The sequence below is a fragment of the Labrenzia sp. OB1 genome, assembly GCF_001624695.1.
Taxonomy (GTDB): domain Bacteria; phylum Pseudomonadota; class Alphaproteobacteria; order Rhizobiales; family Stappiaceae; genus Roseibium.
The window spans coordinates 147,619-167,762 of the sequence record NZ_JSEP01000009.1 but is presented as its reverse complement, the minus strand read 5'-3'; the positions used below and the strand labels follow the sequence as shown (position 1 = coordinate 167,762).

The 20,144-nt window shown below is 59.0% G+C and carries 19 protein-coding genes; 12 read left to right on the top strand and 7 right to left on the bottom strand.

All coding sequences use genetic code 11. The features are described from left to right. Positions 1 to 42: 42 nt before the first annotated feature. The 4 genes from pgeF to OA90_RS14290 all read left to right on the top strand — a co-directional run bounded on the left by pgeF (position 43) and on the right by OA90_RS14290 (position 3,860). Entirely contained in the window at positions 43 to 807 is a 765-nt protein-coding gene (gene pgeF, locus OA90_RS14305; RefSeq protein ID WP_068412849.1) for a peptidoglycan editing factor PgeF, read from the top strand. A gap of 10 nt (positions 808 to 817) precedes the next feature. Next, positions 818 to 1,975, top strand: a complete 1,158-nt coding sequence (locus OA90_RS14300) for a Xaa-Pro peptidase family protein (RefSeq protein ID WP_068412846.1) — start codon at positions 818 to 820, stop codon at positions 1,973 to 1,975. A gap of 93 nt (positions 1,976 to 2,068) precedes the next feature. Next, positions 2,069 to 2,590, top strand: coding sequence for a hypothetical protein (locus tag OA90_RS14295; RefSeq protein WP_068412844.1), 522 nt, complete (start codon positions 2,069 to 2,071; stop codon positions 2,588 to 2,590). A gap of 337 nt (positions 2,591 to 2,927) precedes the next feature. After that, positions 2,928 to 3,860 carry a ribose-phosphate pyrophosphokinase gene (locus tag OA90_RS14290; RefSeq protein WP_068413041.1) on the top strand — a complete coding sequence of 311 codons (933 nt, stop codon included), beginning with the start codon at positions 2,928 to 2,930 and terminating at the stop codon, positions 3,858 to 3,860. A 96-nt stretch (positions 3,861 to 3,956) separates the two neighbouring features. Here OA90_RS14290 and OA90_RS14285 read toward each other — a convergent pair whose 3' ends face one another. After that, entirely contained in the window at positions 3,957 to 6,083 is a 2,127-nt protein-coding gene (locus OA90_RS14285; protein WP_068412836.1) for a methyl-accepting chemotaxis protein, read from the bottom strand. Positions 6,084 to 6,138: 55 nt separating this feature from the next. Next, positions 6,139 to 6,708, bottom strand: coding sequence for a hypothetical protein (locus tag OA90_RS14280; RefSeq protein ID WP_068412834.1), 570 nt, complete (start codon positions 6,706 to 6,708; stop codon positions 6,139 to 6,141). Between the two features lie 461 nt (positions 6,709 to 7,169). Here OA90_RS14280 and OA90_RS14275 point away from each other — a divergent pair, with 461 nt between their 5' ends. The 4 genes from OA90_RS14275 to OA90_RS14260 all read left to right on the top strand — a co-directional run bounded on the left by OA90_RS14275 (position 7,170) and on the right by OA90_RS14260 (position 11,337). Beyond that, positions 7,170 to 7,793 carry a 50S ribosomal protein L25/general stress protein Ctc gene (locus OA90_RS14275; RefSeq protein WP_068412827.1) on the top strand — a complete coding sequence of 208 codons (624 nt, stop codon included), beginning with the start codon at positions 7,170 to 7,172 and terminating at the stop codon, positions 7,791 to 7,793. A gap of 123 nt (positions 7,794 to 7,916) precedes the next feature. After that, positions 7,917 to 8,660 (top strand): aminoacyl-tRNA hydrolase, encoded by a 744-nt coding sequence (pth, locus tag OA90_RS14270; RefSeq protein WP_068412824.1) that lies wholly within the window; start codon positions 7,917 to 7,919, stop codon positions 8,658 to 8,660. Between the two features lie 120 nt (positions 8,661 to 8,780). Continuing rightward, positions 8,781 to 9,881 carry a redox-regulated ATPase YchF gene (gene ychF, locus OA90_RS14265; protein WP_068413037.1) on the top strand — a complete coding sequence of 367 codons (1,101 nt, stop codon included), beginning with the start codon at positions 8,781 to 8,783 and terminating at the stop codon, positions 9,879 to 9,881. Positions 9,882 to 10,068: 187 nt separating this feature from the next. Next, the gene (locus OA90_RS14260; RefSeq protein ID WP_068412819.1) at positions 10,069 to 11,337 is read left to right on the top strand and encodes an MFS transporter; all 1,269 of its coding nucleotides are present in this window, start codon (positions 10,069 to 10,071) and stop codon (positions 11,335 to 11,337) included. A 13-nt stretch (positions 11,338 to 11,350) separates the two neighbouring features. Here the strand turns inward: OA90_RS14260 and OA90_RS14255 are convergent, their stop codons facing one another. The 5 genes from OA90_RS14255 to OA90_RS14235 form a co-directional block, all read right to left on the bottom strand. Next, positions 11,351 to 12,103, bottom strand: a complete 753-nt coding sequence (locus tag OA90_RS14255) for an ABC transporter permease subunit (RefSeq protein WP_068412813.1) — start codon at positions 12,101 to 12,103, stop codon at positions 11,351 to 11,353. A gap of 9 nt (positions 12,104 to 12,112) precedes the next feature. Next, positions 12,113 to 12,880 (bottom strand): ABC transporter ATP-binding protein, encoded by a 768-nt coding sequence (locus OA90_RS14250; protein ID WP_244274630.1) that lies wholly within the window; start codon positions 12,878 to 12,880, stop codon positions 12,113 to 12,115. Between the two features lie 19 nt (positions 12,881 to 12,899). Then, positions 12,900 to 13,661 carry an ABC transporter permease subunit gene (locus OA90_RS14245; protein ID WP_068413033.1) on the bottom strand — a complete coding sequence of 254 codons (762 nt, stop codon included), beginning with the start codon at positions 13,659 to 13,661 and terminating at the stop codon, positions 12,900 to 12,902. 69 nt (positions 13,662 to 13,730) lie between these two features. Then, a complete protein-coding gene (locus tag OA90_RS14240) occupies positions 13,731 to 14,708 on the bottom strand; it encodes an ABC transporter substrate-binding protein (RefSeq protein WP_068412805.1) in 978 nt (325 codons plus the stop codon). A gap of 95 nt (positions 14,709 to 14,803) precedes the next feature. Continuing rightward, positions 14,804 to 15,493, bottom strand: coding sequence for an FCD domain-containing protein (locus OA90_RS14235; RefSeq protein ID WP_068413031.1), 690 nt, complete (start codon positions 15,491 to 15,493; stop codon positions 14,804 to 14,806). Between the two features lie 194 nt (positions 15,494 to 15,687). Here OA90_RS14235 and OA90_RS14230 point away from each other — a divergent pair, with 194 nt between their 5' ends. The 4 genes from OA90_RS14230 to OA90_RS14215 all read left to right on the top strand — a co-directional run bounded on the left by OA90_RS14230 (position 15,688) and on the right by OA90_RS14215 (position 20,136). Continuing rightward, positions 15,688 to 16,374: a fumarylacetoacetate hydrolase family protein gene (locus tag OA90_RS14230; RefSeq protein ID WP_068412800.1), complete on the top strand. Its 687-nt coding sequence runs from the start codon at positions 15,688 to 15,690 to the stop codon at positions 16,372 to 16,374. Positions 16,375 to 16,708: 334 nt separating this feature from the next. Next, positions 16,709 to 18,484 (top strand): SLC13 family permease, encoded by a 1,776-nt coding sequence (locus OA90_RS14225; RefSeq protein ID WP_068412798.1) that lies wholly within the window; start codon positions 16,709 to 16,711, stop codon positions 18,482 to 18,484. A gap of 261 nt (positions 18,485 to 18,745) precedes the next feature. Continuing rightward, a complete protein-coding gene (locus tag OA90_RS14220) occupies positions 18,746 to 19,645 on the top strand; it encodes an NAD(P)-dependent oxidoreductase (RefSeq protein WP_068412791.1) in 900 nt (299 codons plus the stop codon). A 128-nt stretch (positions 19,646 to 19,773) separates the two neighbouring features. Then, a complete protein-coding gene (locus OA90_RS14215) occupies positions 19,774 to 20,136 on the top strand; it encodes a hypothetical protein (RefSeq protein WP_068412788.1) in 363 nt (120 codons plus the stop codon). Positions 20,137 to 20,144 lie beyond the last annotated feature (8 nt).

Genomic DNA, 20,144 nt, shown 5'->3' with positions numbered 1-20,144 from the left:
GTGCTCCAGTGACAAGCAGATCGAACCGGTCCGGAGACACGAATGAAAATTGAGGCAGACGCATTGAAGCTGGAGAGCCTTGGCCACGGCTTTTTCACGCGGCAGGGCGGCGTCTCCAACGGCATATATGCAAGTCTGAATCTCGGCCTCGGATCGGATGACGACCGTGGCAGGGTTCTGGAAAACCGCAGACGGGCCGCCGATGCAATTGGCGTTGTCCCTGAGAACCTGCTTTCTCCCCATCAGATCCATTCACCGGACGTGATCACCGTCAGCGCCTCCTGGGAGGACAGTGCGGACAGGAAAGCCGATGCGCTCGTCACAAGCACGCCGGGGCTCGGCATCGGGGTGCTGACGGCAGATTGCGGTCCTGTCCTCTTCGCCGATCCCGCTGCTCGCGTCATCGGGGCCGCTCATGCGGGCTGGAAAGGCGCCTTGACCGGAGTTCTGCAAAATACAGTCACCGCCATGGAAGCGCTCGGCGCCACCAGAGACGGCATCACAGCGGTCCTCGGGCCGACGATATCCCGTAAGGCTTATGAAGTCGGTCCGGAGTTTTTCGACCGTTTCCGCCAGAACGCCTCCGTCAACACAGGATATTTTCAGCCTTCAGAACGGGCTGACCATTTCATGTTCGACCTGCCCGCCTTCATCATGGACAGACTTGAGCAGCTGAACCTCGGCCAGGTCGCAGACCTTGCTCTGTGCACTTACGGCGACGAGACCCGTTTCTTTTCCTACCGCCGCACCACTCACCGCAAGGAACCCGATTATGGCCGCCAGATCAGCTCAATCGTTCTGAGATAGGGAGATACCGATGGCACTGCACTTTTCCGAAGCTGAGTTCGAAAGCCGTTTCAAAAAGCTCAAAGCCGCCATGGAGGCGGAAAAACTCGATGCCATGCTGCTTTTCGCACAGGAAAGCATGTACTGGCTGACCGGCTACGACACCTTCGGCTTCTGCTTTTTCCAGTGTCTTGTCGTCACGAGGGAAGGAGAAATAGTGCTCCTCACCCGCTCCGCCGACCAGCGTCAGGCCAGGCAGACCTCGAACATCGCCGACATCCGCATCTGGATCGACCGCGGTTCGGCCAGCCCGGTCGGGCAGCTCAAGGATCTGCTGTTCGACATGGATCTCCTCGGCAGCCGTATCGGCATCGAATATGACACCCACGGCATGACCGGCAGGATCGGACTGCAGATCAATGCCGAACTGACAAGTTTCGCCGATATTTCCGACGCGTCCGAAGTGATCCCGCAACTGCGTGCCGTCAAGAGCGCGGAAGAAATCGTCTATGTGCGCAAGGCCGCCGAACTTGCCGACAAGGCGTATTATGCCGCGCTGGAAGAAATCCGCCCCGGTGCCGACGAGGGCCGCATTCTTGCCGCCATGCAGGGAGCTATTTTCGAAGGAGGTGGAGATTATCCCGCCAATGAATTCATCATCGGTTCCGGTGCCGAAGCGCTTTTGTGCCGTTACAAGGCCGGGCGCCGAAACCTGTCCGCTCAGGACCAGCTCACGCTGGAATGGGCAGGGAGCTACCGCCATTACCATGCCGCGCTGATGCGAACCGTCATCATCGGCACACCGAGCGACAGGCACCACGAGATGTACACCGCCGCGCGCGAAGCGCTGGCTGCCGTTGAAACCCGGCTTGTTCCGGGCCGGACCTTCGGAGACGTATTCGACGCCCATGCCGAACGCGTGGATGCCCATGACATGATGCCCCACAGGCTGAATGCCTGCGGCTATTCGCTGGGTGCGCGTTTCACACCGAGCTGGATGGACATGCCGATGGCTTACAAGGCCAATCCGGCCGAGGTGAAGCCGGACATGGTGATCTTCATGCACATGATCCTGATGGATTCCATTACCGGAACCGCGATGACACTGGGGCAGACCTATCTGACCACCGATGGCGCTCCGGAGTGCTTATCCACCCTGCCTCTCGACCTGCCGGTCAAGTCAGGCTAAACAAACTGCAACTCAGCGGGCCGCTTCCGTTCTTGCATTGTCGGAAGACGATCCGCACCATGTCGAAATCGATTACCAGAGCCAGGCGCCTATATGCTCACCTTTTCCAGACAGAATTCCTTTTCGACCCTGCGATCGATCGCCTGCCTCCTGCTTCTGGGCGGTCTGGCCGCCTGTCAGTCGGGGCCACAGCCCCCGGGCCCCATCGCGACGACGACCCCCACACCCTCGATTTCCGGCCAGATCGATCAGGAAGAGGGCGTAACGCTTGCTTTCGAACCCTTTACCGGCGCTCCCGGCAACATTTCCGACGAACTGTCTGAATTGATCGGAGCGGAAGCCCGCAAGCAGGGAATTACTCTTGTCCGCCGCGTAGGCGCAGCGGCGACCTACCGCGTCAACGGATATCTCGCGGCCACCGGCCAGCCTTCCAACGGCACCGTCTTCTATGTCTTCGACATTGTTGACAGCTCCGGCCGCCGAGTGAAACGAATCTCGGGCACGGAAGATACAGGCGGCGCTTCCGGTGACCCCTGGCAAGCAGTCGGATCGGGAACATTGTCACGTGTTGCCAACCGGTCGATGGTGGAAATCAAGGCCTGGCTCAACCGCTAATCTCCCTTTAGCCGGATAATGAAGGTGCAGCGCCACGAAAATTCAAAAAAAGCGGGTCCCAACGGCGAACGCCTGTTGTGGTCCGGGTGGTTGGTTGTTACAACGCCGCCGCCTGCCAAGGCTTTCCATTCGGGCCTCCGGCATCCGGCAACGTGTTAAGACCTCGATTCGGCCAGCTCACATGCGGCATCGTATGAGAGACGGAAAGCTGATCGATTTTAAAGTGTTAGAGAAGTCTGTGTTGACATGAACGCAGTATGCTCTTGGCCCTTTCCGCGTTTCAGCAGGAATGAACCTGCCTGCTGATCCGCTGTCGCACCAGAAGGACTTGCGGCTTATGAAAATCGTCGCGGGCAATTCCAACCGAGCCCTGGCCGAGGAAATCTCCGGATATCTCGAAGTTCCTCTCGCCAAATGCCAGGTCCGGCGGTTTGCCGACCAGGAAATCTTCGTTGAAATCCAGGAAAATGTGCGCGGCGAGGACGTTTTCGTCGTTCAGCCGACAAGCTACCCGGCCAACGATCACCTGATGGAGCTGCTCATCATCATCGATGCGGCGCGCCGGTCCTCCGCCCGCCGTATCACGGCGGTTCTCCCCTATTTCGGCTATGCGCGGCAAGACCGCCGCGCGTCCGGCCGAACGCCGATTTCGGCGAAGCTGGTGGCCAACCTGATCACGGAAGCCGGCGCTGACCGCGTTCTTACCCTGGATCTCCATGCCGGACAGATCCAGGGTTTTTTCGATCTGCCGACCGACAACCTGTTTGCCGCTCCCGTCATGACCCGCGACATCAAGGAACGCTATGCCACCGACAATGTCATGGTAGTCTCTCCCGATGTCGGCGGCGTGGTCCGGGCCCGGGCACTTGCCAAGCGCATTGAGGCGCCGCTCTCCATTGTCGACAAGCGCCGCGACAAGCCTGGAGAGTCGGAAGTCATGAACATCATCGGCGAAGTGAACGGCTTTGACTGCATTCTGGTCGACGACATCGTCGACAGCGGCGGCACGCTCTGCAACGCGGCCGAGGCCCTGCTCGCCAAGGGCGCCAAGTCGGTGACGGCCTATATCACTCACGGTGTTCTGTCCGGCGGAGCCGTGGCGCGCGTCACGTCTTCAAAGCTAAAGGAACTGGTGATCACCAATTCGATCGAACCCACGGCGGCGATCACGGCTGCGGCCAACATCCGCACCATCTCGATCGCTCCGTTGATCGGCGAAGCCATCAACCGTACGGCCCTGGAGAAATCGGTCTCCAGCCTGTTCAGCTGAGTATACGGTCACAAGACAAATTGAAGATACGCGGACCCCGCGACCGATAAATCAGCCTGTTTTCATGAAAGCAGGCTGATCCGTCCGGGCGTTCTGTCAGGCGGCTGCCACCGCATTCAGGAACCGGTCAACCGTTTCTCTCAACGCATTCGTCTTGCCGTTGACATCTGTCGAAGCAGACAGCACCTGTCCGGCGGACGAACTCGTGACACGTGTCTTTTCAGAGATGGTCACGATGGTGCGCGCAACATCCTGCGTGCCTCTGGCCGCTTCCTGCACATTTCCGGAAATTTCGTTGGTCGCAGCTCCCTGCTGCTCCACGGCCGAAGCAATCGAACCGGTATATTCGTCAACCTGGCTCATTGTCTGGGTGATTCCGGCAATTGCCGTGACAGCCTCTTTTGTCGCCGCCTGCACTTCCGCAATCTGACCTTCGATTTCTTCCGTCGCCTTGGCGGTCTGCGTCGCGAGTTCCTTGACCTCCGAAGCCACAACCGCGAACCCTCGCCCGGCCTCTCCGGCCCTTGCTGCCTCGATCGTTGCATTCAGCGCCAGAAGATTGGTCTGTTCGGCGATGGCGGAAATCAGATTGACGACATCGCCGATACGCTGCGCGGACTCCGCGAGTCCCTCGATCTTGTTGTTGGTCTGCACCGCAGCCTGTGAAGCGTTCTGGACAATTTCGGTGGTCGACTGAACTTGCCTGCGAATCTCCTGGATAGAAGCCGACAATTCCTCGGAGGCCGAAGCCACCGTCTGCACATTCGTCGATGCCTCCTCGGAGGCAGATGATGCATTTGTGGCATCGCCCGCAGTTTCGTCAGCAACGCTGTTCAGCTCCTCGGCTGCGCGCCGCATCTGCTCGCTGTTGCTATATACCGCGTCCAGCATCTGCGTGACCTCCGACCGGAAGTCGGCAATCATTCTGGAGACTTCAGCAGCCTGGCGTTCCTGCGCAAGACCGGATTCCCTTTGTTCTGCTTCCAGCCGCTCACGCGCCAGGGCGTTTTCGCGGAACACTTCCACTGTGGTGGCCATTGCGGCGATTTCGTCGGAAGCGGATTGCACAGGCACCTCGACGGCATTTTCGCCTCCGGCGAGCCTGCTCATGACTTCGCCAAGTCCATTGATCCGGCCCGACAGATTTCGCGCCAAAAGCAACCCGAAAATGCACGCGACAACCGCACACGCCAGAGCAATGCCGAAAATCCAGAGCCTCAGGGATGACAGGGGCGCCAGCACTTCACCGGCTTCCTGAACGACCACCAGCGTGTATTTGTTGCCAAGGGCCGTAAAGGGCACCATCGCCGCAAAGACATCCCGTCCGTTGTAGTCCGGCAAATGCCTGAAAGCCGCCTCTCCCGCCATCGCGGACATGATTTCCGGCGCGCCGAAATTCGCGCTCAGCATCTCAGACACATCCGCGGTGCGCTTGCTGTCGTTGAGCACCAGACCGTCTTCATTCAGCAGATAGATGTCTCCGGTTTCGCCGAGGCCGGCGTATTTCCCCAGCAGGGAATCTATCTTGTTGATCGGCGTCTCGTAAACGATCACACCGATGGTCTTCGATCCAACGACGACCGGAGCGATCCAGAAACCCGCCGGCTCATTGTCCTTACCCGGGTAGAGCACCGGATCGTAGCCCAGAACGGTTTCGGCTTCCCCGGACACAATCCGGTCGAACCCTGCGGCCAGCGGCGTTCCCTGCCACTGTTCGAAGTGCACATTCACACCGAAGTCCGCCCGCTTGCGGACACTGTAGATGACATCCCCCTGCAGATTGATCAGCATGATATCCGGATGGTCGTTTGAATCGGCGTAATCCCTGAGGGACGTATGATGCTTCGCATGGGCCTTGTCGTAAGGCTTGCGCCCGGCCTTGACCAGTTGGTCCCGCTCATCGACCGGGTGGGGATTGTCCGTGACATAAATCTTCGTCAGCGTATCGAATGCCTTGTCACCGTATTTTGCCCAGGCCCCTGCCAGGTCGCTATAGGCAGCCCGGAGAGCTTTTCCCTCCACATGACTGTCGATGGATATTTCCTTGCTCCGGTAAAACTCCAGCAGGCTGTCCCTGCGGCCCTCGGCGAGCGCCATCAGACGTTGCTCCGCCTGTCCACGCACGGTGTTTGCGCCCGATATATAGCTTGCCACACCCACGCCACCTGAACATAAAAGCGCGATGCCAAGCACAAGTGCCGGAAGTTTCACGGAGACTTTCATACTTCCTCCTGGAAGATGCGGGAAAGCGATGCCTTCCCGCTTTATCTTTTTCTGTTCAGAGGTTTTCGACGTTCACACCGAAGGTGATGGCACCGATGACGTCACCGCTTGCCGGATCGAAGACCGGGACGCTCACCTGGCTTTGCAGGGTTTGCGTGCTGTCATCCTCTTCCAGCTCACTGACGTGGACCGCACCCTTGCCGACAGAATAGGTTTCCTGCCACTTGGCTTCGTCACCCTGCCAGAAATCCGAAGTCACATCGCTCTGACCAACGTTCAGCCCCTTGGCGTCCATGACAAAAATCTCGGTGAAGAGACCGTCGCTCGCGTCCTGGGTGTCCGCCAGATAGACGGACAAGGGTTTTTCCAGAACCTCATCGATCATCGGTTGATCCACGGCATCGGCTTCCTCACGCCATTTCGCATCCAGTTCATCGATCTTAGATTGATCGTAGGACGCGGTGTCACCGTTTTGCGCGATGACAGCCGACACAACTTCTTCCGATGCCGCGATTTCCGCTATCTTGCCAGAGGCGAGATCCTTGAGTTCGCTCTCGAATTCGTTCGCGAAGGCAGAACCGGCAAAGAAAAGACAAAGCGCAGTCGTTTGAATTAAATACTTCATTGCTCACTCCCATGAGTTTACCAAGATTTATCATGCATAACTTTTCTTAAAATTATATGTACGTATTCAAACTGATAGCATCGGTTACATAAATTTATATGATAAAGAAAAAATTATTGGCAATTATAACAATAAAAAATCAGAAAATACTGTAAATTTACATAAACTAATTCAACCTATAGCTTCAGACTCACAAAGCACCCTCTTTTGACACCGCCTTGACAGAGCCAATTTATCTGACCGCTTCTGAATGACGGGAGACTCAAGGCGGCGGCGGCGAGACAAATGTACATGGCGGAAATCCGCCTGCTCTTGCGTGCGGCGGACATTTCCGCTATATGCGCGCTCGCGCCTGCACCCCTGGAGGAGGCGTTTCTGGACCGATTCCGGACATCCGAAGTCTTTCCCAAGACCCCACGGTGGATCGCCGGTCCGTTATCATACACTCAAGGAGTTTTGCCATGGCTGCCAGCTATGAGCTGAAGGCATCGGCACGGGACCGGGTGGGCAAGGGGGCCGCACGGACACTGCGTCGAGAAGGCCTTCTACCTGCCGTGATCTACGGCGATAAAAAACCGGCTCTGCCGATTACCATTTCCATGAAGGAAACCACTCTCACCCTGAAAAAGGGCGGTTTTCTGACTCATATCGGTATTGTCGAAGTCGACGGTGAAAAGCATCAGGTCATCGCCAAGGACTTTCAGCTGCACCCTGTGAAAGACACAGTCCTGCATGTTGATTTCCTGCGTGTCGCCAAGGGCGCGACGCTGACCGTCGACCTGCCGGTACACTTCCTCAACGAGGAAGATTGCCCGGGCATCAAGAAGGGTGGCGTTCTCAACATCGTACGTCATACCGTTGAAATGACCGTCCCGGCCGACAACATTCCCGAGGCTCTGGTAATCGATCTGTTGAAGGCCCAGCCGGGCGACAGCTTGCACATTTCCGCCGTCAAGCTTCCCGAAGGCTGCAATCCGACGATCACCGACCGTGATTTCACAATCGCGACGATCGCCGCGCCGGCAGGCGTTCAGGAGACCGAAGACGAGGCTCCGGAATCTGCCGAAGAAGAGGCAAGCGAATAAGTTCGCGGTCTGCTATAAAAATGCGGGAGGCAGCACGCTGCCTCCTCTCCTTCACGGAGAGCCCTTTGTCAGCAGCCGCTCCGGCTGCTTTTTCGTTTCAAGACGGATCCTGAAAGGCGTGCCATGAAACTGATCGTCGGTATGGGCAATCCGGGTTCGAAATATCAAGGCAACCGGCACAATATCGGATTCCTGGCTGTCGATGAAATCCATCGCCGCCACTCCGGCTTTCAGCCCTGGCGCATGCGTTTCCAGGGACAGGTATCCGAAGGCCGTCTCGGATCACAGAAAGTGCTTCTCCTCAAACCGAACACCTACATGAACGAATCCGGCCGCGCCGTCGGCGAAGCCATGCGTTTCTACAAGATTGAACCGGAAGACATTGTCGTGCTCTACGACGAGCTCGACCTGCCGCCGGCGAAATTCCGCATGAAGGCAGGTGGTGGCCATGGCGGCCACAACGGCCTCAGGTCGATCACTGCCCATATCGGCGCCGATTACCGGCGGTTGCGCCTCGGGATCGGCCATCCGGGCGACAAGAAACTGGTCTCCAATCATGTTCTGGGAGATTTCGCCAAGTCGGACCGGGACTGGCTCGAGCCGCTCCTGGCGGAAATCGCCGACCACGCCGGCCTTCTGGCAGATGGCAAGGACAGCCAGTTCGCCAACAAGCTGACCCTGGCGCTGGAACCGGAAAAAGCAAGGCGCAAGCCGAAAGCCGGGGCAGAAGAGGACACACCGAAACCCGCAAGATCCAAGGGCCAAAGCCACATCCACCAGGCACGCCGGCCAAAGCCGGTCAGCCCACCCAAATCGGGGCCCATGGCAGACATGCTCAAGAGGCTTCTGGGGGGCGACAAGAATTGATGAATGCTGCGGTCCGCCCTGCTTGCTGCGCGGCGGCCGGTCCAGCCCCTTGACCTCCCCGGTGCGCTCGGGCATGTAGCGCTGCAACAGTTTCAAGACACGAACCGAAAGCGACCTCTCATGGGTTTCCAGTGCGGCATCGTCGGACTGCCGAATGTCGGCAAGTCCACGCTCTTCAATGCGCTCACCAAGACCGCAGCGGCCCAGGCTGCCAACTATCCGTTCTGCACCATCGAACCGAACACCGGCGAAGTCGCCGTTCCGGACCCGCGACTGTACGCGATCCGCAAGATTGCCGGTTCCAAGGAGGTCATCCCGACCCGCATCACCTTCGTGGACATTGCCGGGCTGGTGCGCGGCGCATCGAAAGGCGAGGGCCTGGGCAACCAGTTCCTGGCCAACATTCGCGAGGTCGATGCCATCGCACATGTGCTGCGTTGTTTCGTGGATGACGACATCACCCATGTCGAAGGCGCGATCGACCCGCTGGCCGATGCAGAAACGGTGGAAACCGAGCTGATGGTCTCCGACATGGAGAGCCTGGAGCGCCGCATCACCCCGCTGAAGAAGAAGGCCAGCAGTGGCGACAAGGAAGCCAAGGTTGTGCTGCCGATCATGGAGGGCGCCCTCGCGCTTCTGCAGGACGGCAAACCGGCGCGCCTGCTGCAAGTGGCCGACGCGGAAGAAGCACGGCTGCTGGAGGGCCTGAACCTCCTGACGTCCAAACCGGTATTATATGTCTGCAACGTGGACGAAGCCTCCGCCGGGACCGGCAACGCGCTTTCGGAAAAGGTTGCCGCCAGAGCCAGGGAAGAAGGCGCTGCATGCGTCGTGATCTCCGCTGCCATCGAGGCAGAAATCTCGCAGCTCGACAACGCCGAACAGGAAGAATTTCTCGAAACCATCGGCCTGGAAGAGCCCGGTCTCGACCGATTGATCCGCGCCGGTTACGATCTGCTCGGCCTGATCACATATTTCACCGCCGGCCCAAAGGAAACCCGCGCCTGGACCATCACCGAAGGCACCAAGGCGCCGGGAGCGGCAGGCGTGATCCACACGGATTTCGAGCGCGGTTTCATCCGGGCGCAGACCATTGCCTATGACGACTACGTTTCGCTTGGCGGCGAATCCGCCGCCAAGGAAGCCGGCAAGGCGCGCGACGAAGGTAAGGAATACATCGTCAGGGACGGCGACATCCTGCTCTTCAAGTTCAATACCTGAACCGCGAAAAAGCCGGTGCAACAACGTCGTGCGGATTGATGGCGCGCGGCGAAAAGCGGCTGACGATTTTTTCAGCGCGGGCCGGTGTCCCGCAAGCCGGCCTGGCCGCAAGGCTTTGCGAAACGGATGGTAAAGAGTTAGCCACTAAATTCTCCCAGTGCAGAACGAACGTCCTGGGGGAAATGACATGGCGGCGGGCAATTCAAACACCAGAAAGATCGTTGCCGGCACAGTAGGCAACACGCTCGAATGGTACGACTTCGCCGTTTACGGATATCTCGCACCGATCCTCGCCCAGCAGTTCTTTCCAAACAGCAATCCGACCGTAAGCCTTATCAGCACCTTCGGCGTTTTCGCCGCCGGGTTTCTCATGCGTCCCATCGGCAGCCTGCTGCTGGGTCATATCGCTGACAAGGCGGGGCGAAGCCGTGCCTTGCTGTTGTCCGTCGCCCTGATGGCCATACCGACCACCCTGATCGCGTTTCTTCCTACATACGAGACCATCGGCATCGGTGCGCCGATCGCGCTCACTCTCCTCAGGCTTCTGCAGGGGCTGTCCGTCGGAGGGGAATATACCGGCTCGTCCGTCTATCTTTATGAAATCGCGCCAAGGCAACGGCGGAGTTTCATTGTCTCATGGGCCCTTGTGGGCGCGGTCTTCGGGATACTCCTGGGATCCGGTGTCGCGGCTCTGGCAACAGGCCTGCTACCGGCGGATGAGTTGGGGACCTGGGGCTGGCGCATTCCCTTTGCCTTCGGCCTTCTGGTCGGCTTGACGGGTTTCATGATCCGCAGCCGCAGCAGCCTTGACGATACGGACCTGCCGCCCTCGCCACACGATCCGGTCAGCGTCCCGGTCAAGGAAGTCGTCCGCAATCACACCCCGGCTCTCCTGAGGACCATCGCCTGCAATATCCTCAACGGCGTTGGTTTCTATCTGACCTTCGTATTCCTTACCTCTTATCTGGTCGACTACAGCAAGCTGACGGAGAGCCGTGCCCTGACGATCAACACAGGCGTCATGGTCGTTTTCATGCTGATCCTACCCTGCGTCGGTTATCTCGCGGACCGCACTAACCGAAGAAGCCTGATGCTGATCGGTTCTGGCGGTGTAGCGGTGCTTGCCTGGCCGATGTTCTGGCTGCTGCACCATCCTGACACGCTCATGGTGGTTGCCGGGCAACTCGGTCTGACCATCGTTCTGGCCTTCTTTTTCGCGCCGTTGATGACCGCGATGATCGCCCAGTTCCCAAGATCGATCCGGGTTACGGGCTACTCCCTCGGATATAACATTCCGCTCGCAATCTTCGGAGGCACCGCGCCGCTTGTGGCGACTTTCCTGATAGACAAAACCCATCTTCAGCTCGCTCCGGCCTTTTATCTTGTTGCGGCCGGCGTTCTGACCTTCCTTGTCGTCTTGTTCATGCCGGACACTGAAGACCTGGAAGACGACTGACCAGGTCACGGGCTCATCGACTCGCCGCGTAATAGGATACCCGCCGCTCCAGATAGGCGAGGATTTCCGAGACCGAGAACGCAAGAGCGAAGAGCACGATCAGCACCGCCCAGAAGTGAGCCATCAGGAAGTTGTTGGCATAGAGCTCGAACAGCGCTCCGAAGCCAACAATCGAGATCAGCAACTGTCCGATGATCACTCCCTTGACCGCCCGGATCACGCCGATGCGCACCCCGCCAAGGATTTCAGGCAGCGCGGCCCAGAAATAGATCTTGTAAAAGGCCTGGAACGGGTTGGCGCCGTAACTGCGCGCCATTTCCACCAGGGACCGGTTGATTTGCAACACCCCTGCCCGCGCATTCAGGATGATGATCCAGATGGCGAAGAGCGTCGTGGTGATGATGATCGATTTCATGCCGAACCCGAACAGCACCATCAGCACCGGCACAAGCGCCGTCAGCGGTGCGCTCAGGAACATGTTCACCCAGGGCAGCAGCAACTCGTCGATCAGACGGCTCTTGCCCATCAGGATGCCGACCGGAATTCCGATCAGCACGGCGGCCGAGACGCCCGCCGCAAACGCCTGTGCTGTCTCCGACAGCGCTTTCAGGAACGGCGCCGTGCCGATCACCGCGGTCAGCGTTACCAGAACCTCCGACAGCGGCGGCACGAAAAAGGTCAGATCCAGCCGGCCGACAATTTCCCAGACCAAAGCCCAGAGGAGCAGCGACGACATGGCCGGAAGGCGATATCCGAAGAGTGTCATTGGTCCCTCCTATTCCACGTAGCTGCGCAGAGAGGCCCAGATGCTGTCGACGATATCCAGGTATTCAGGATCACGGCGGATATTGTCGACATTCTTGTGCCTCAGGTCGGTCGGACGGATGATTTCAGACACCCGGCTCGGGCGCGGCAGCAGGATCGCGATCTGGTCCGAGACATAGACCGCCTCCTCAATCGAGTGGGTGACGAAAATGAAGGTCTTGTTCTCATTCTGCACAAGGTTGAGCAGATCTTCCTGAAACTTGCGCCTCGTCTGTTCGTCGACGGCGGAAAACGGCTCGTCCATCAACAGCACATCCGCATCGACAGACAGGGCGCGGGCAAGACCGACACGCTGGCGCATGCCGCCGGAAAGCTGGTGCGGATAGCTTTTCTCGAACCCCGCAAGCCCCACCTCGGCGATATACTTCTCGGCAATTGCCTCGCGTTCGGATGTTGCCACCCCGCGCAACTCCAGGCCGAAGGCCACGTTACGCAGGACATTCGCCCAGGGCATCAGCGCAAAATCCTGAAAGACGAAGGCACGATCCGGCCCTGGCCCCTTTACGGGCTTGCCATTGACTTCAATCTCGCCGGAATTGGGCTTCAAGAGCCCGGCGATGATCTTCAGCAGCGTTGTCTTACCACAGCCCGACGGCCCGAGCAGGGACGTGAGCTGACCACGGGGAAATTCCAGTGAGAGATCTCTCAGCGCTTCCACGGAGCCGTAGGTCTTGGAGATCCCCCGGGCTACGACGGCGTTGTCGGATTGCGGCGGCATGTCGGGCACGTCGGCTTCTTTAATCTGAGGCATAACCACGGACATTTCCTTCAAAGAGATACACTTCGAGCCGCTCCAGGAAGTTCAGGAACAGGACGGCGAGAAGGATGATGGAGAAGATTGCCGCATACATGGCGGGGTAATCCGCGATCGAACGGCTGTAGGTGATGATATCGCCGACACCGGTCGGCGTGATTTTCAATTCGGCGAGAATAGCCCCGATGAAGCCGGCGGAAACCCCGAGCCTGAGACCGCTGAAGATCACGGGCGATGCGGCGGGAATGATGATCCTGAGCATGATCTTCGTATCGGAGGCCATGAAGGATCTGCCCATCTCCTTCAGGGAGGCGGGGGTGTTACGCACCGCACTGGCCGTGTTGAGAACGATGACCGGCATCGCCATGATGCAGACAACAAACACCTTCGAGGTCAGCCCGATACCATAGGCCATGACGAGAAGCGGGATGAGCGCCGCCAGCGGAGCAGCCTGCATGACGATGAAGATCGGTGAAAACAGCCAGTCGAACTTTGCGCTCAACCCGATCCACAAACCCAGGCCGATCCCCAGAAAGGCGGAGATGCCGACGCCGACCACCAGAGGGCGGAGCGTTTCGATATAGGCGGTGAGCAACGTGCCGTCGCCGGCCATGCGGATGAGCGCCGCCATGGATTCGAAGAAGGTCGGAAAGGCATAGCTGACCGGGATCATTCCCGCGATCTGCCAGGCCCCGAAGAGCACCACGGCGGATACGATCTTGAGCCAGAGGGAACGGCGCATCATAAGCCACATTCCTGATTTCGCTGATTTGGAAAGGTGGCCGCCGGACAGGCCGGCGGCCGGGCAAGCAGCTTATTTCGCCGCGTTCTTAAGCGGCTCGAGGTACCAGAAATTCTCGACGTTCAGCGACGAGAGATCTCCCTCAAGCTGACCGGCGCGAGAATACCAGTCGAAATCCGCCTGGGCCGCTTTCGCTCCGCCGCCATTCGGGTCGTAGAGACCGCCCTCGACAGCCGCCGTGTAGAACTCGTCCAGATTGCCGAGGATTTCCGGCGGAAGCTGGCCGATAGGCCCGTTCGGATCGGTTTCCTTTGAAATGATCGTCGGATCCTTGGCCATGTCCTGCCAGACGCTGAGCAGGGCATTGACGAAGAGATCGACGTCCTTCTCGTTGTTCTTGATCCAGTCAAGGTTGGCGAAAAGCGCTTCGTCGCTGGCTTCGACCTCGAACATCGGCAGGACGTTGAATTTTTCCCCGGCGATTTTCATGATCTTGTTCTTGTTGGACAGATCGATGATCGTCGCATCGGTCTGACCGGCCATAAGCGCCGCCACCCGGTTTGACGAACCGGGCACATAGGAGCGGTCACCGAACTCGATGCCGACCTTGTCCTCGATCACATTGGCGATGGAGTCCGTACCGCCGCCGCGCGAATGCAGCATGATCGGCTTGCCGTTCAGGTCTTCCAGCGTGTCGTATTTCTTCGACGTGACCGGGAAGAACTTCAGCTTCGACAACTGAAACACGATCCGGATCGGCGCCTTGGACCGCTGCATGGCGGCATAGGGCGTACCGAAACCGATGTCCATCTGGCCGCTCAGCACCGCCTGAATGGCAAGTTCCTCGTCAGAGAAAGCGGTCCATTCGTAATCGAGGCCGTTGGCCTTCGCCCGGTCGAGGGCGACAAAGAAGGCCGCAAGCTCGTCCGAAGGGGTTTCCGCCAGCGCGATCTTGATCTTGCCGGCAGCTTCGGCCGGGCTTGCCAGCAGGGCCACCGCAAGCGGAATGGCCGCTGCAGCCGCACCCAGTTTGCGCAAGAAAGTTTTCATGGTTCTCCTCCCGAATGTGGACCTCTCGGGTCCGATTGTTTCGTGACGGCCGCCGGCTTCTTTGGCTCGGTCGTGCCCCCCGAAAAAACGTGTCTTCACATTTCCCCGAACAGACGCGCGGAAACGGAGCTGATGTGCTGCCACATGGCATCATGCGCGGCCTTGGGGTCGCGCTCTTCGATCGCCTTGCAGAGCCGGTCGTGTTCCTCGAAACTTGTATGGTGCTCCGGCGGCCGCGTGGTCTCGCGGATGACGGTGTTGACCGCCACGGCACGGCGAACCTTGTTGAGCTGATCGAAAAGGGCCAGCAGCAGGATATTGTCCGTGGCTTCGGCGATCGCGTAGTGAAACAGGTCGTCCTGGGCCTCGTATTCTTCCCAGCTCAACGCCGCCTTCGCCCGATCCTTGATCTGTATGATCTTCCTGACGGCCTGCCTGGAGGCGTTGATCGCCGCTTCCCGGGCGATTACCGCCTCGATACACTGCCGGGCCCGCATCATCTTGACCGGTGTAATCTGGTGGCCGATGTCCGACAGCAGCCCGATGTCCATCCCGTCGTCCTGGCCCGCGATGAACGTACCCTTGCCGACATGGCGCCAGATAACCCCTTCGTGCTCAAGACTGTCCAGCGCCTTTCGCAGGCTGCTCCGCGTCATGCCCAGCCGGCCGATAAGCTCGCGCTCGGCCGGCAATCTGTCTCCGGGCGCAAAGCTGTGCTCAGCGATGAAATCCTTGAGGAGCCTGACCGCTTCACTGCGGGCTGCCGTTTCCGGACGGGTGAGCACCAGCGTTTCCTTTCGCTCAAAATCTGCGGTCAATCAGTAAATTGATCAACCAATTTAAGGATCAATCATCTGATTAATCCTCAATCATTGCTATATTGCAAGAAGAAATCCAAATAAAAGAAATTGGTTGTGATTGATCTGAAAATCGGTAAGGGTTCGTCTCAATGCAGAACCAGAACAAGCAGAGGTGTTGAATGTCTGAGTTTGTGATCGAGCCGCCACAGGCCGCTACTTTGCCCGTTAAGGGAACCGATAGCCGGTTTCCGGTTCGAAGAGTTTATTGCATCGGCCGGAACTACGCCGCGCACGCGATCGAAATGGGACACGACCCGGACAAGGACCCCCCTTTCTTTTTTCAAAAGAACCCGGACAACCTTGTTGTCTCGAACGAGTTTCCCTACCCGGTCCAGACAGAAGACGTGCACTTCGAGGCAGAAATGGCCGTGGCTCTCAAATCGGGCGGCACCAACATCAAGATCGACGACGCGCTTGATCACGTCTACGGATACGCCACCGCGCTCGACATGACCCGCCGTGACCTGCAGGGCGTGGCCAAGAAAATGGGCCGCCCATGGGAAATCGGAAAGGCCTTCGAGAAATCCGCTCCGATAACCCACCTGGTCCCCGTCGCCGAGTGCGGCCACAAGGACGCCGGTTCGATCAGGCTTACCCAGAACGGCGAGGTCAAACAGGACGGCGACCTCAACCAGATGATCTGGAAAGTCCCCGAAATGATTTCCTACCTCTCGAATTATTTCGAACTGGCCGCCGGAGATGTCATTCTGACCGGAACCCCGGCGGGGGTCGGCCCGGTTGAGCGCGGCGATGTGCTGGAAGTCGCGATCGCGGATCTGCCCAAGCTCTCCGTCAAGGTGGTCTAGAACCAGAGTCTCCTACCCGGCTCTACACGAGACAAAACGAAAAACCCGCTGGTTCCCCGGCGGGGTTTTTGCGTTGTTACATCCGGCCGGGAACCGGATGACGGCAACAGCGTTTGCCGGAGCAGAACACCTTCATCTGAGCTCAACGAAACACGGCTGAGCCGCCGATTGCTATTCACAACCTTTCGCGTTCGCATGTCTCTTGCCCAACCGCTGTTTCAAGACCTGGGGAGTGACACTCAAGGATGACTGGCCTTGGGAATAAACTTCGGTCATGGTCTGCTGAACCCGTGCCAGGTCAGTTTCCGGCACTTTCCAACGGAGCCTTTCGTCCGTGACATTCGACCAGATTGCCCTCTTCATCCTCTTCGGCATCGTCTTTGCCCTTCTGGTCTGGGGCCGCATCCGCTTCGACCTGGTCGCCTTCGCTGCCCTGATCGCCGGTGCGTTTCTCGGGCTCGTCCCGTCGGACCGGATCTTCTCGGGCTTCGGACATCCGGCGGTCGTCATCATTGCCCTGGTGCTGATCGTCTCGAGAGGCTTGATGAACTCGGGCGCAGTTGAACTGATCGCCGGGCGCCTCCTGTCGGCCTCGCGTGGCCTGTCCGGCCATATCGGCCTGATGGCCGTCGTCGGCGCAGCACTTTCAGGCATCATCAACAACGTCGCCGCGCTGGCCCTGCTTATGCCCCTGGATCTGGAGGCCGCGAAAAAAGCCGGACGCTCCGCGGGCCTTTCGCTCATGCCCTTGTCCTTTGCCACAATTCTCGGCGGGATGATTACCCTGATCGGCACGCCGCCCAACATCGTCATCGCCCAATATCGGGCGGATGCCCTGGGCACGCCCTTTTCCATGTTCGACTTCGCCCCGGTGGGTCTTGCCGTTGCCGTCAGCGGCATCGCGTTTGTCACTCTGCTGGGCTGGCGCCTCCTGCCAAAACGCTTCCGCGCGACGGAAAAACAGGCAGACTTCGCGGAAAGTCTCTACGTGGCCGAACTGAAAGTCAGCACGGATTCGGAAGAGAAATCCCTCACCGTCGGTGATCTTTATCCCGCCGCAGACGAGAAGGATGTCGCCATAATCGGTCTCATCCGGAATGGACGCCGGATCAGGGGCTTCGCGCGCCGCGAACCCGTGAAGGACGGCGACTTCCTGATGGTCGAGGGCGACCCCAAAGCTATCGAAGGCTTTATGGGAGCGGCGAAATTGGGCTTCGCCGGGTCGGAGCGTCACAAGGGCGGCCTCGCCGGCGACGCCCTGTCGCTTGTCGAAGCCATCGTGCCCGACAACGCACGCGTCGCCAACAGCTCTGCCCTCAACATGCGGCTTTTGAACAATCACAGCGTGACACTGCTCGGCATATCCCGCCAGGGCCGGCGCATTCAGAAGCGCGTCCGCCACGAACCGATCCGTCCGGGCGACGTCCTCCTGATGCTGGGAAGGCCGGACCGGCTGGAAGAAGCCTGCACCTGGCTTGGCGTTCTGCCGCTGGAAGGCCGTCAGACCGGCATGATCCAGCGCAACAAGACCTGGCTGGCGATTGCCGGTTTCGTGGCCGCCATCACTGCGGCGGTGGCCGGGATTGCCTATCTGCCCGTCGCGCTGGCCGCCTGCGTGGTTCTCTACGCGGCAACCGGCCTCGTCAGCGGTTCGGAAGTCTATAATGCGGTTGAGTGGAAGGTGATTGTCCTGCTCGGGTCGCTCATACCGCTCGGCGAAGCTTTCGAACAGGCAGGAAACGCGCAGCTCCTGGCTGACGGCATCGTCGCGGCCACCGCCGGCGCACCTGCCTGGATCACTCTGGCAGTCCTCATGGCGGTCACGATGACGCTGTCGGATTTTCTCAACAATGTCGCCACCTGCCTGATCGCCGCACCGATTTCCGTTCAGATCGCCACCACGCTCAACGTGAATCCGGACTCTTTCCTGATGGGTGTCGCTGTGGCCGCTTCATGCGCTTTCCTGACGCCCATCGGCCACAAGAACAACACTATCATCATGGGACCGGGAGGCTACCGGTTCGGCGACTATTGGCGCATCGGCCTGCCACTGGAAATTCTCGTTCTGGCGGTCGCCATACCGGCAATCCTGATTTTCTGGCCACTCTAATTGTTGTCGCAATAGCGGCTGCAACAAGCCCGGTTGCCCTCTCCCGAACATGATCCGGGATCTGTAACGAGCCCCCCGGCTCAAGGCCGGGGATGCCATCGACAAGCCACACCCGGATTTTCTGGCAATGGCCCCAGCAGCGAATACGGTCCGGGATCACCTGAAAAGGTGATTTACCTGTGAGGATAAAATCAACCACTGGTATCCCGGCACGATTTCAGCATGATATACGCAAATCTAACAATTAGGGAGGGCACACAGATGGGCGCACAAAAACGGATCCTGTTCACCGGCGGCACCGGCAAGGCCGGCAAGCACGTCATTCCCTACCTGCTGGATCGGGGCCACCGCGTGGTCAATGTCGACCTGAAACCGCTCGACCATCCGGGTGTCGACAATCTCACCGCCGACATCACCCGGTCGGGCGAGATGTTCAACGTCATGACAAGTTACGCCAATTTCGATGAGCTGGAACCGGGCAACGGCGTCCCCTCCTTCGATGCCGTCGTGCATTTCGCCGCCGTACCTCGCATCCTGATCAATCCGGACAACCGGACTTTCGAGGTAAATACGATCGGCACCTACAACGTGATCGAGGCAGCGGTGAAGCTGGGCATCCGCAAGATCATCATCGCTTCCTCGGAAACCACTTACGGCGTCTGCTTCGCGGACGGCGTGGCCGACCCAAAGGTTCTGCCGGTGGAAGAGGACTACGATGTCGACCCGATGGACAGCTACGGGCTCTCCAAGGTCGTCAACGAACAGACGGCGCGCGCCTTCCAGCGGCGCTCCGGCTTCGACATCTACGCCCTCAGGATCGGCAATGTCATCGAGCCGCACGAATACGACCGCTTCCCGGACTTTTTCAAGAACCCGGCGCAGCGGCGGCGCAACATCTTCTGTTACATCGACGCCCGCGACCTCGGCCAGATCGTCGATCTGTGCCTGGAAAAGGACGGACTCGGCTATCAGGTGTTCAACGCCGGCAACGACACCAACTCCGTGGACATCCCCAATACCGAAATCCTCAAGCGCTTTTTCCCGAAGGTTCCGCTCAGCCGCGAACTCGGCGAGCACGAGGCGCTGTTCTCCAACCGGAAGATCCGCGAAGTCCTTGGCTTTCGCGAGGAACATGACTGGCGCAAGCATGTGACAACGTGAAACCGGACGTCGCGACGCTCCGCTCGCCCGATGTCCTGACGCGAAAGGATTTTACTTCGCCCCCGGTGAGAACTAGGCTCGGCAGCCGTCATCAAGACAAGGGCAGCGATTGCCGGGGGAGAAAACAGATGCAACTCATGAAAGTGACCGTCACCGGCCTGGCTCTTCTGGCCGGTTCAATGACCGCATTTGCTCAGGGGACGGGGTCGGAAGGCTATTTTCAGATCCACAACAACACGGCAAACAATATCGTTGTCGGCTTCTACACCAATGACGGCAACGGCTGGAGCGACAACTGGCTCGCCGACGCGCTCGCACCGGATGAAGTCGCCGAAGCCGAATTCCTGGCCGATACCGGCAATTGCGATCAGACCCTTCAGATCGGCTGGCTGGGTGACGACGGCAGCGAAGTGATGGATGACCCCATCAGCATCGACATATGCGCAGCCAGCAATGTCTACATGGACGACAACGAGGTCTATTACGACTGACCTTTTGT

Coding starts and splice junctions, on each gene's coding strand:
- pgeF (WP_068412849.1), top strand. CDS start 43: ATGAAAATTGAGGCAGACGCATTGAAGCTGGAGAGCCTTGGCCACGGC.
- OA90_RS14300 (WP_068412846.1), top strand. CDS start 818: ATGGCACTGCACTTTTCCGAAGCTGAGTTCGAAAGCCGTTTCAAAAAG.
- OA90_RS14295 (WP_068412844.1), top strand. CDS start 2,069: ATGCTCACCTTTTCCAGACAGAATTCCTTTTCGACCCTGCGATCGATC.
- OA90_RS14290 (WP_068413041.1), top strand. CDS start 2,928: ATGAAAATCGTCGCGGGCAATTCCAACCGAGCCCTGGCCGAGGAAATC.
- OA90_RS14285 (WP_068412836.1), bottom strand. CDS start 6,083: ATGAAAGTCTCCGTGAAACTTCCGGCACTTGTGCTTGGCATCGCGCTT.
- OA90_RS14280 (WP_068412834.1), bottom strand. CDS start 6,708: ATGAAGTATTTAATTCAAACGACTGCGCTTTGTCTTTTCTTTGCCGGT.
- OA90_RS14275 (WP_068412827.1), top strand. CDS start 7,170: ATGGCTGCCAGCTATGAGCTGAAGGCATCGGCACGGGACCGGGTGGGC.
- pth (WP_068412824.1), top strand. CDS start 7,917: ATGAAACTGATCGTCGGTATGGGCAATCCGGGTTCGAAATATCAAGGC.
- ychF (WP_068413037.1), top strand. CDS start 8,781: ATGGGTTTCCAGTGCGGCATCGTCGGACTGCCGAATGTCGGCAAGTCC.
- OA90_RS14260 (WP_068412819.1), top strand. CDS start 10,069: ATGGCGGCGGGCAATTCAAACACCAGAAAGATCGTTGCCGGCACAGTA.
- OA90_RS14255 (WP_068412813.1), bottom strand. CDS start 12,103: ATGACACTCTTCGGATATCGCCTTCCGGCCATGTCGTCGCTGCTCCTC.
- OA90_RS14250 (WP_244274630.1), bottom strand. CDS start 12,880: ATGCCGCCGCAATCCGACAACGCCGTCGTAGCCCGGGGGATCTCCAAG.
- OA90_RS14245 (WP_068413033.1), bottom strand. CDS start 13,661: ATGATGCGCCGTTCCCTCTGGCTCAAGATCGTATCCGCCGTGGTGCTC.
- OA90_RS14240 (WP_068412805.1), bottom strand. CDS start 14,708: ATGAAAACTTTCTTGCGCAAACTGGGTGCGGCTGCAGCGGCCATTCCG.
- OA90_RS14230 (WP_068412800.1), top strand. CDS start 15,688: ATGTCTGAGTTTGTGATCGAGCCGCCACAGGCCGCTACTTTGCCCGTT.
- OA90_RS14220 (WP_068412791.1), top strand. CDS start 18,746: ATGGGCGCACAAAAACGGATCCTGTTCACCGGCGGCACCGGCAAGGCC.
- OA90_RS14215 (WP_068412788.1), top strand. CDS start 19,774: ATGCAACTCATGAAAGTGACCGTCACCGGCCTGGCTCTTCTGGCCGGT.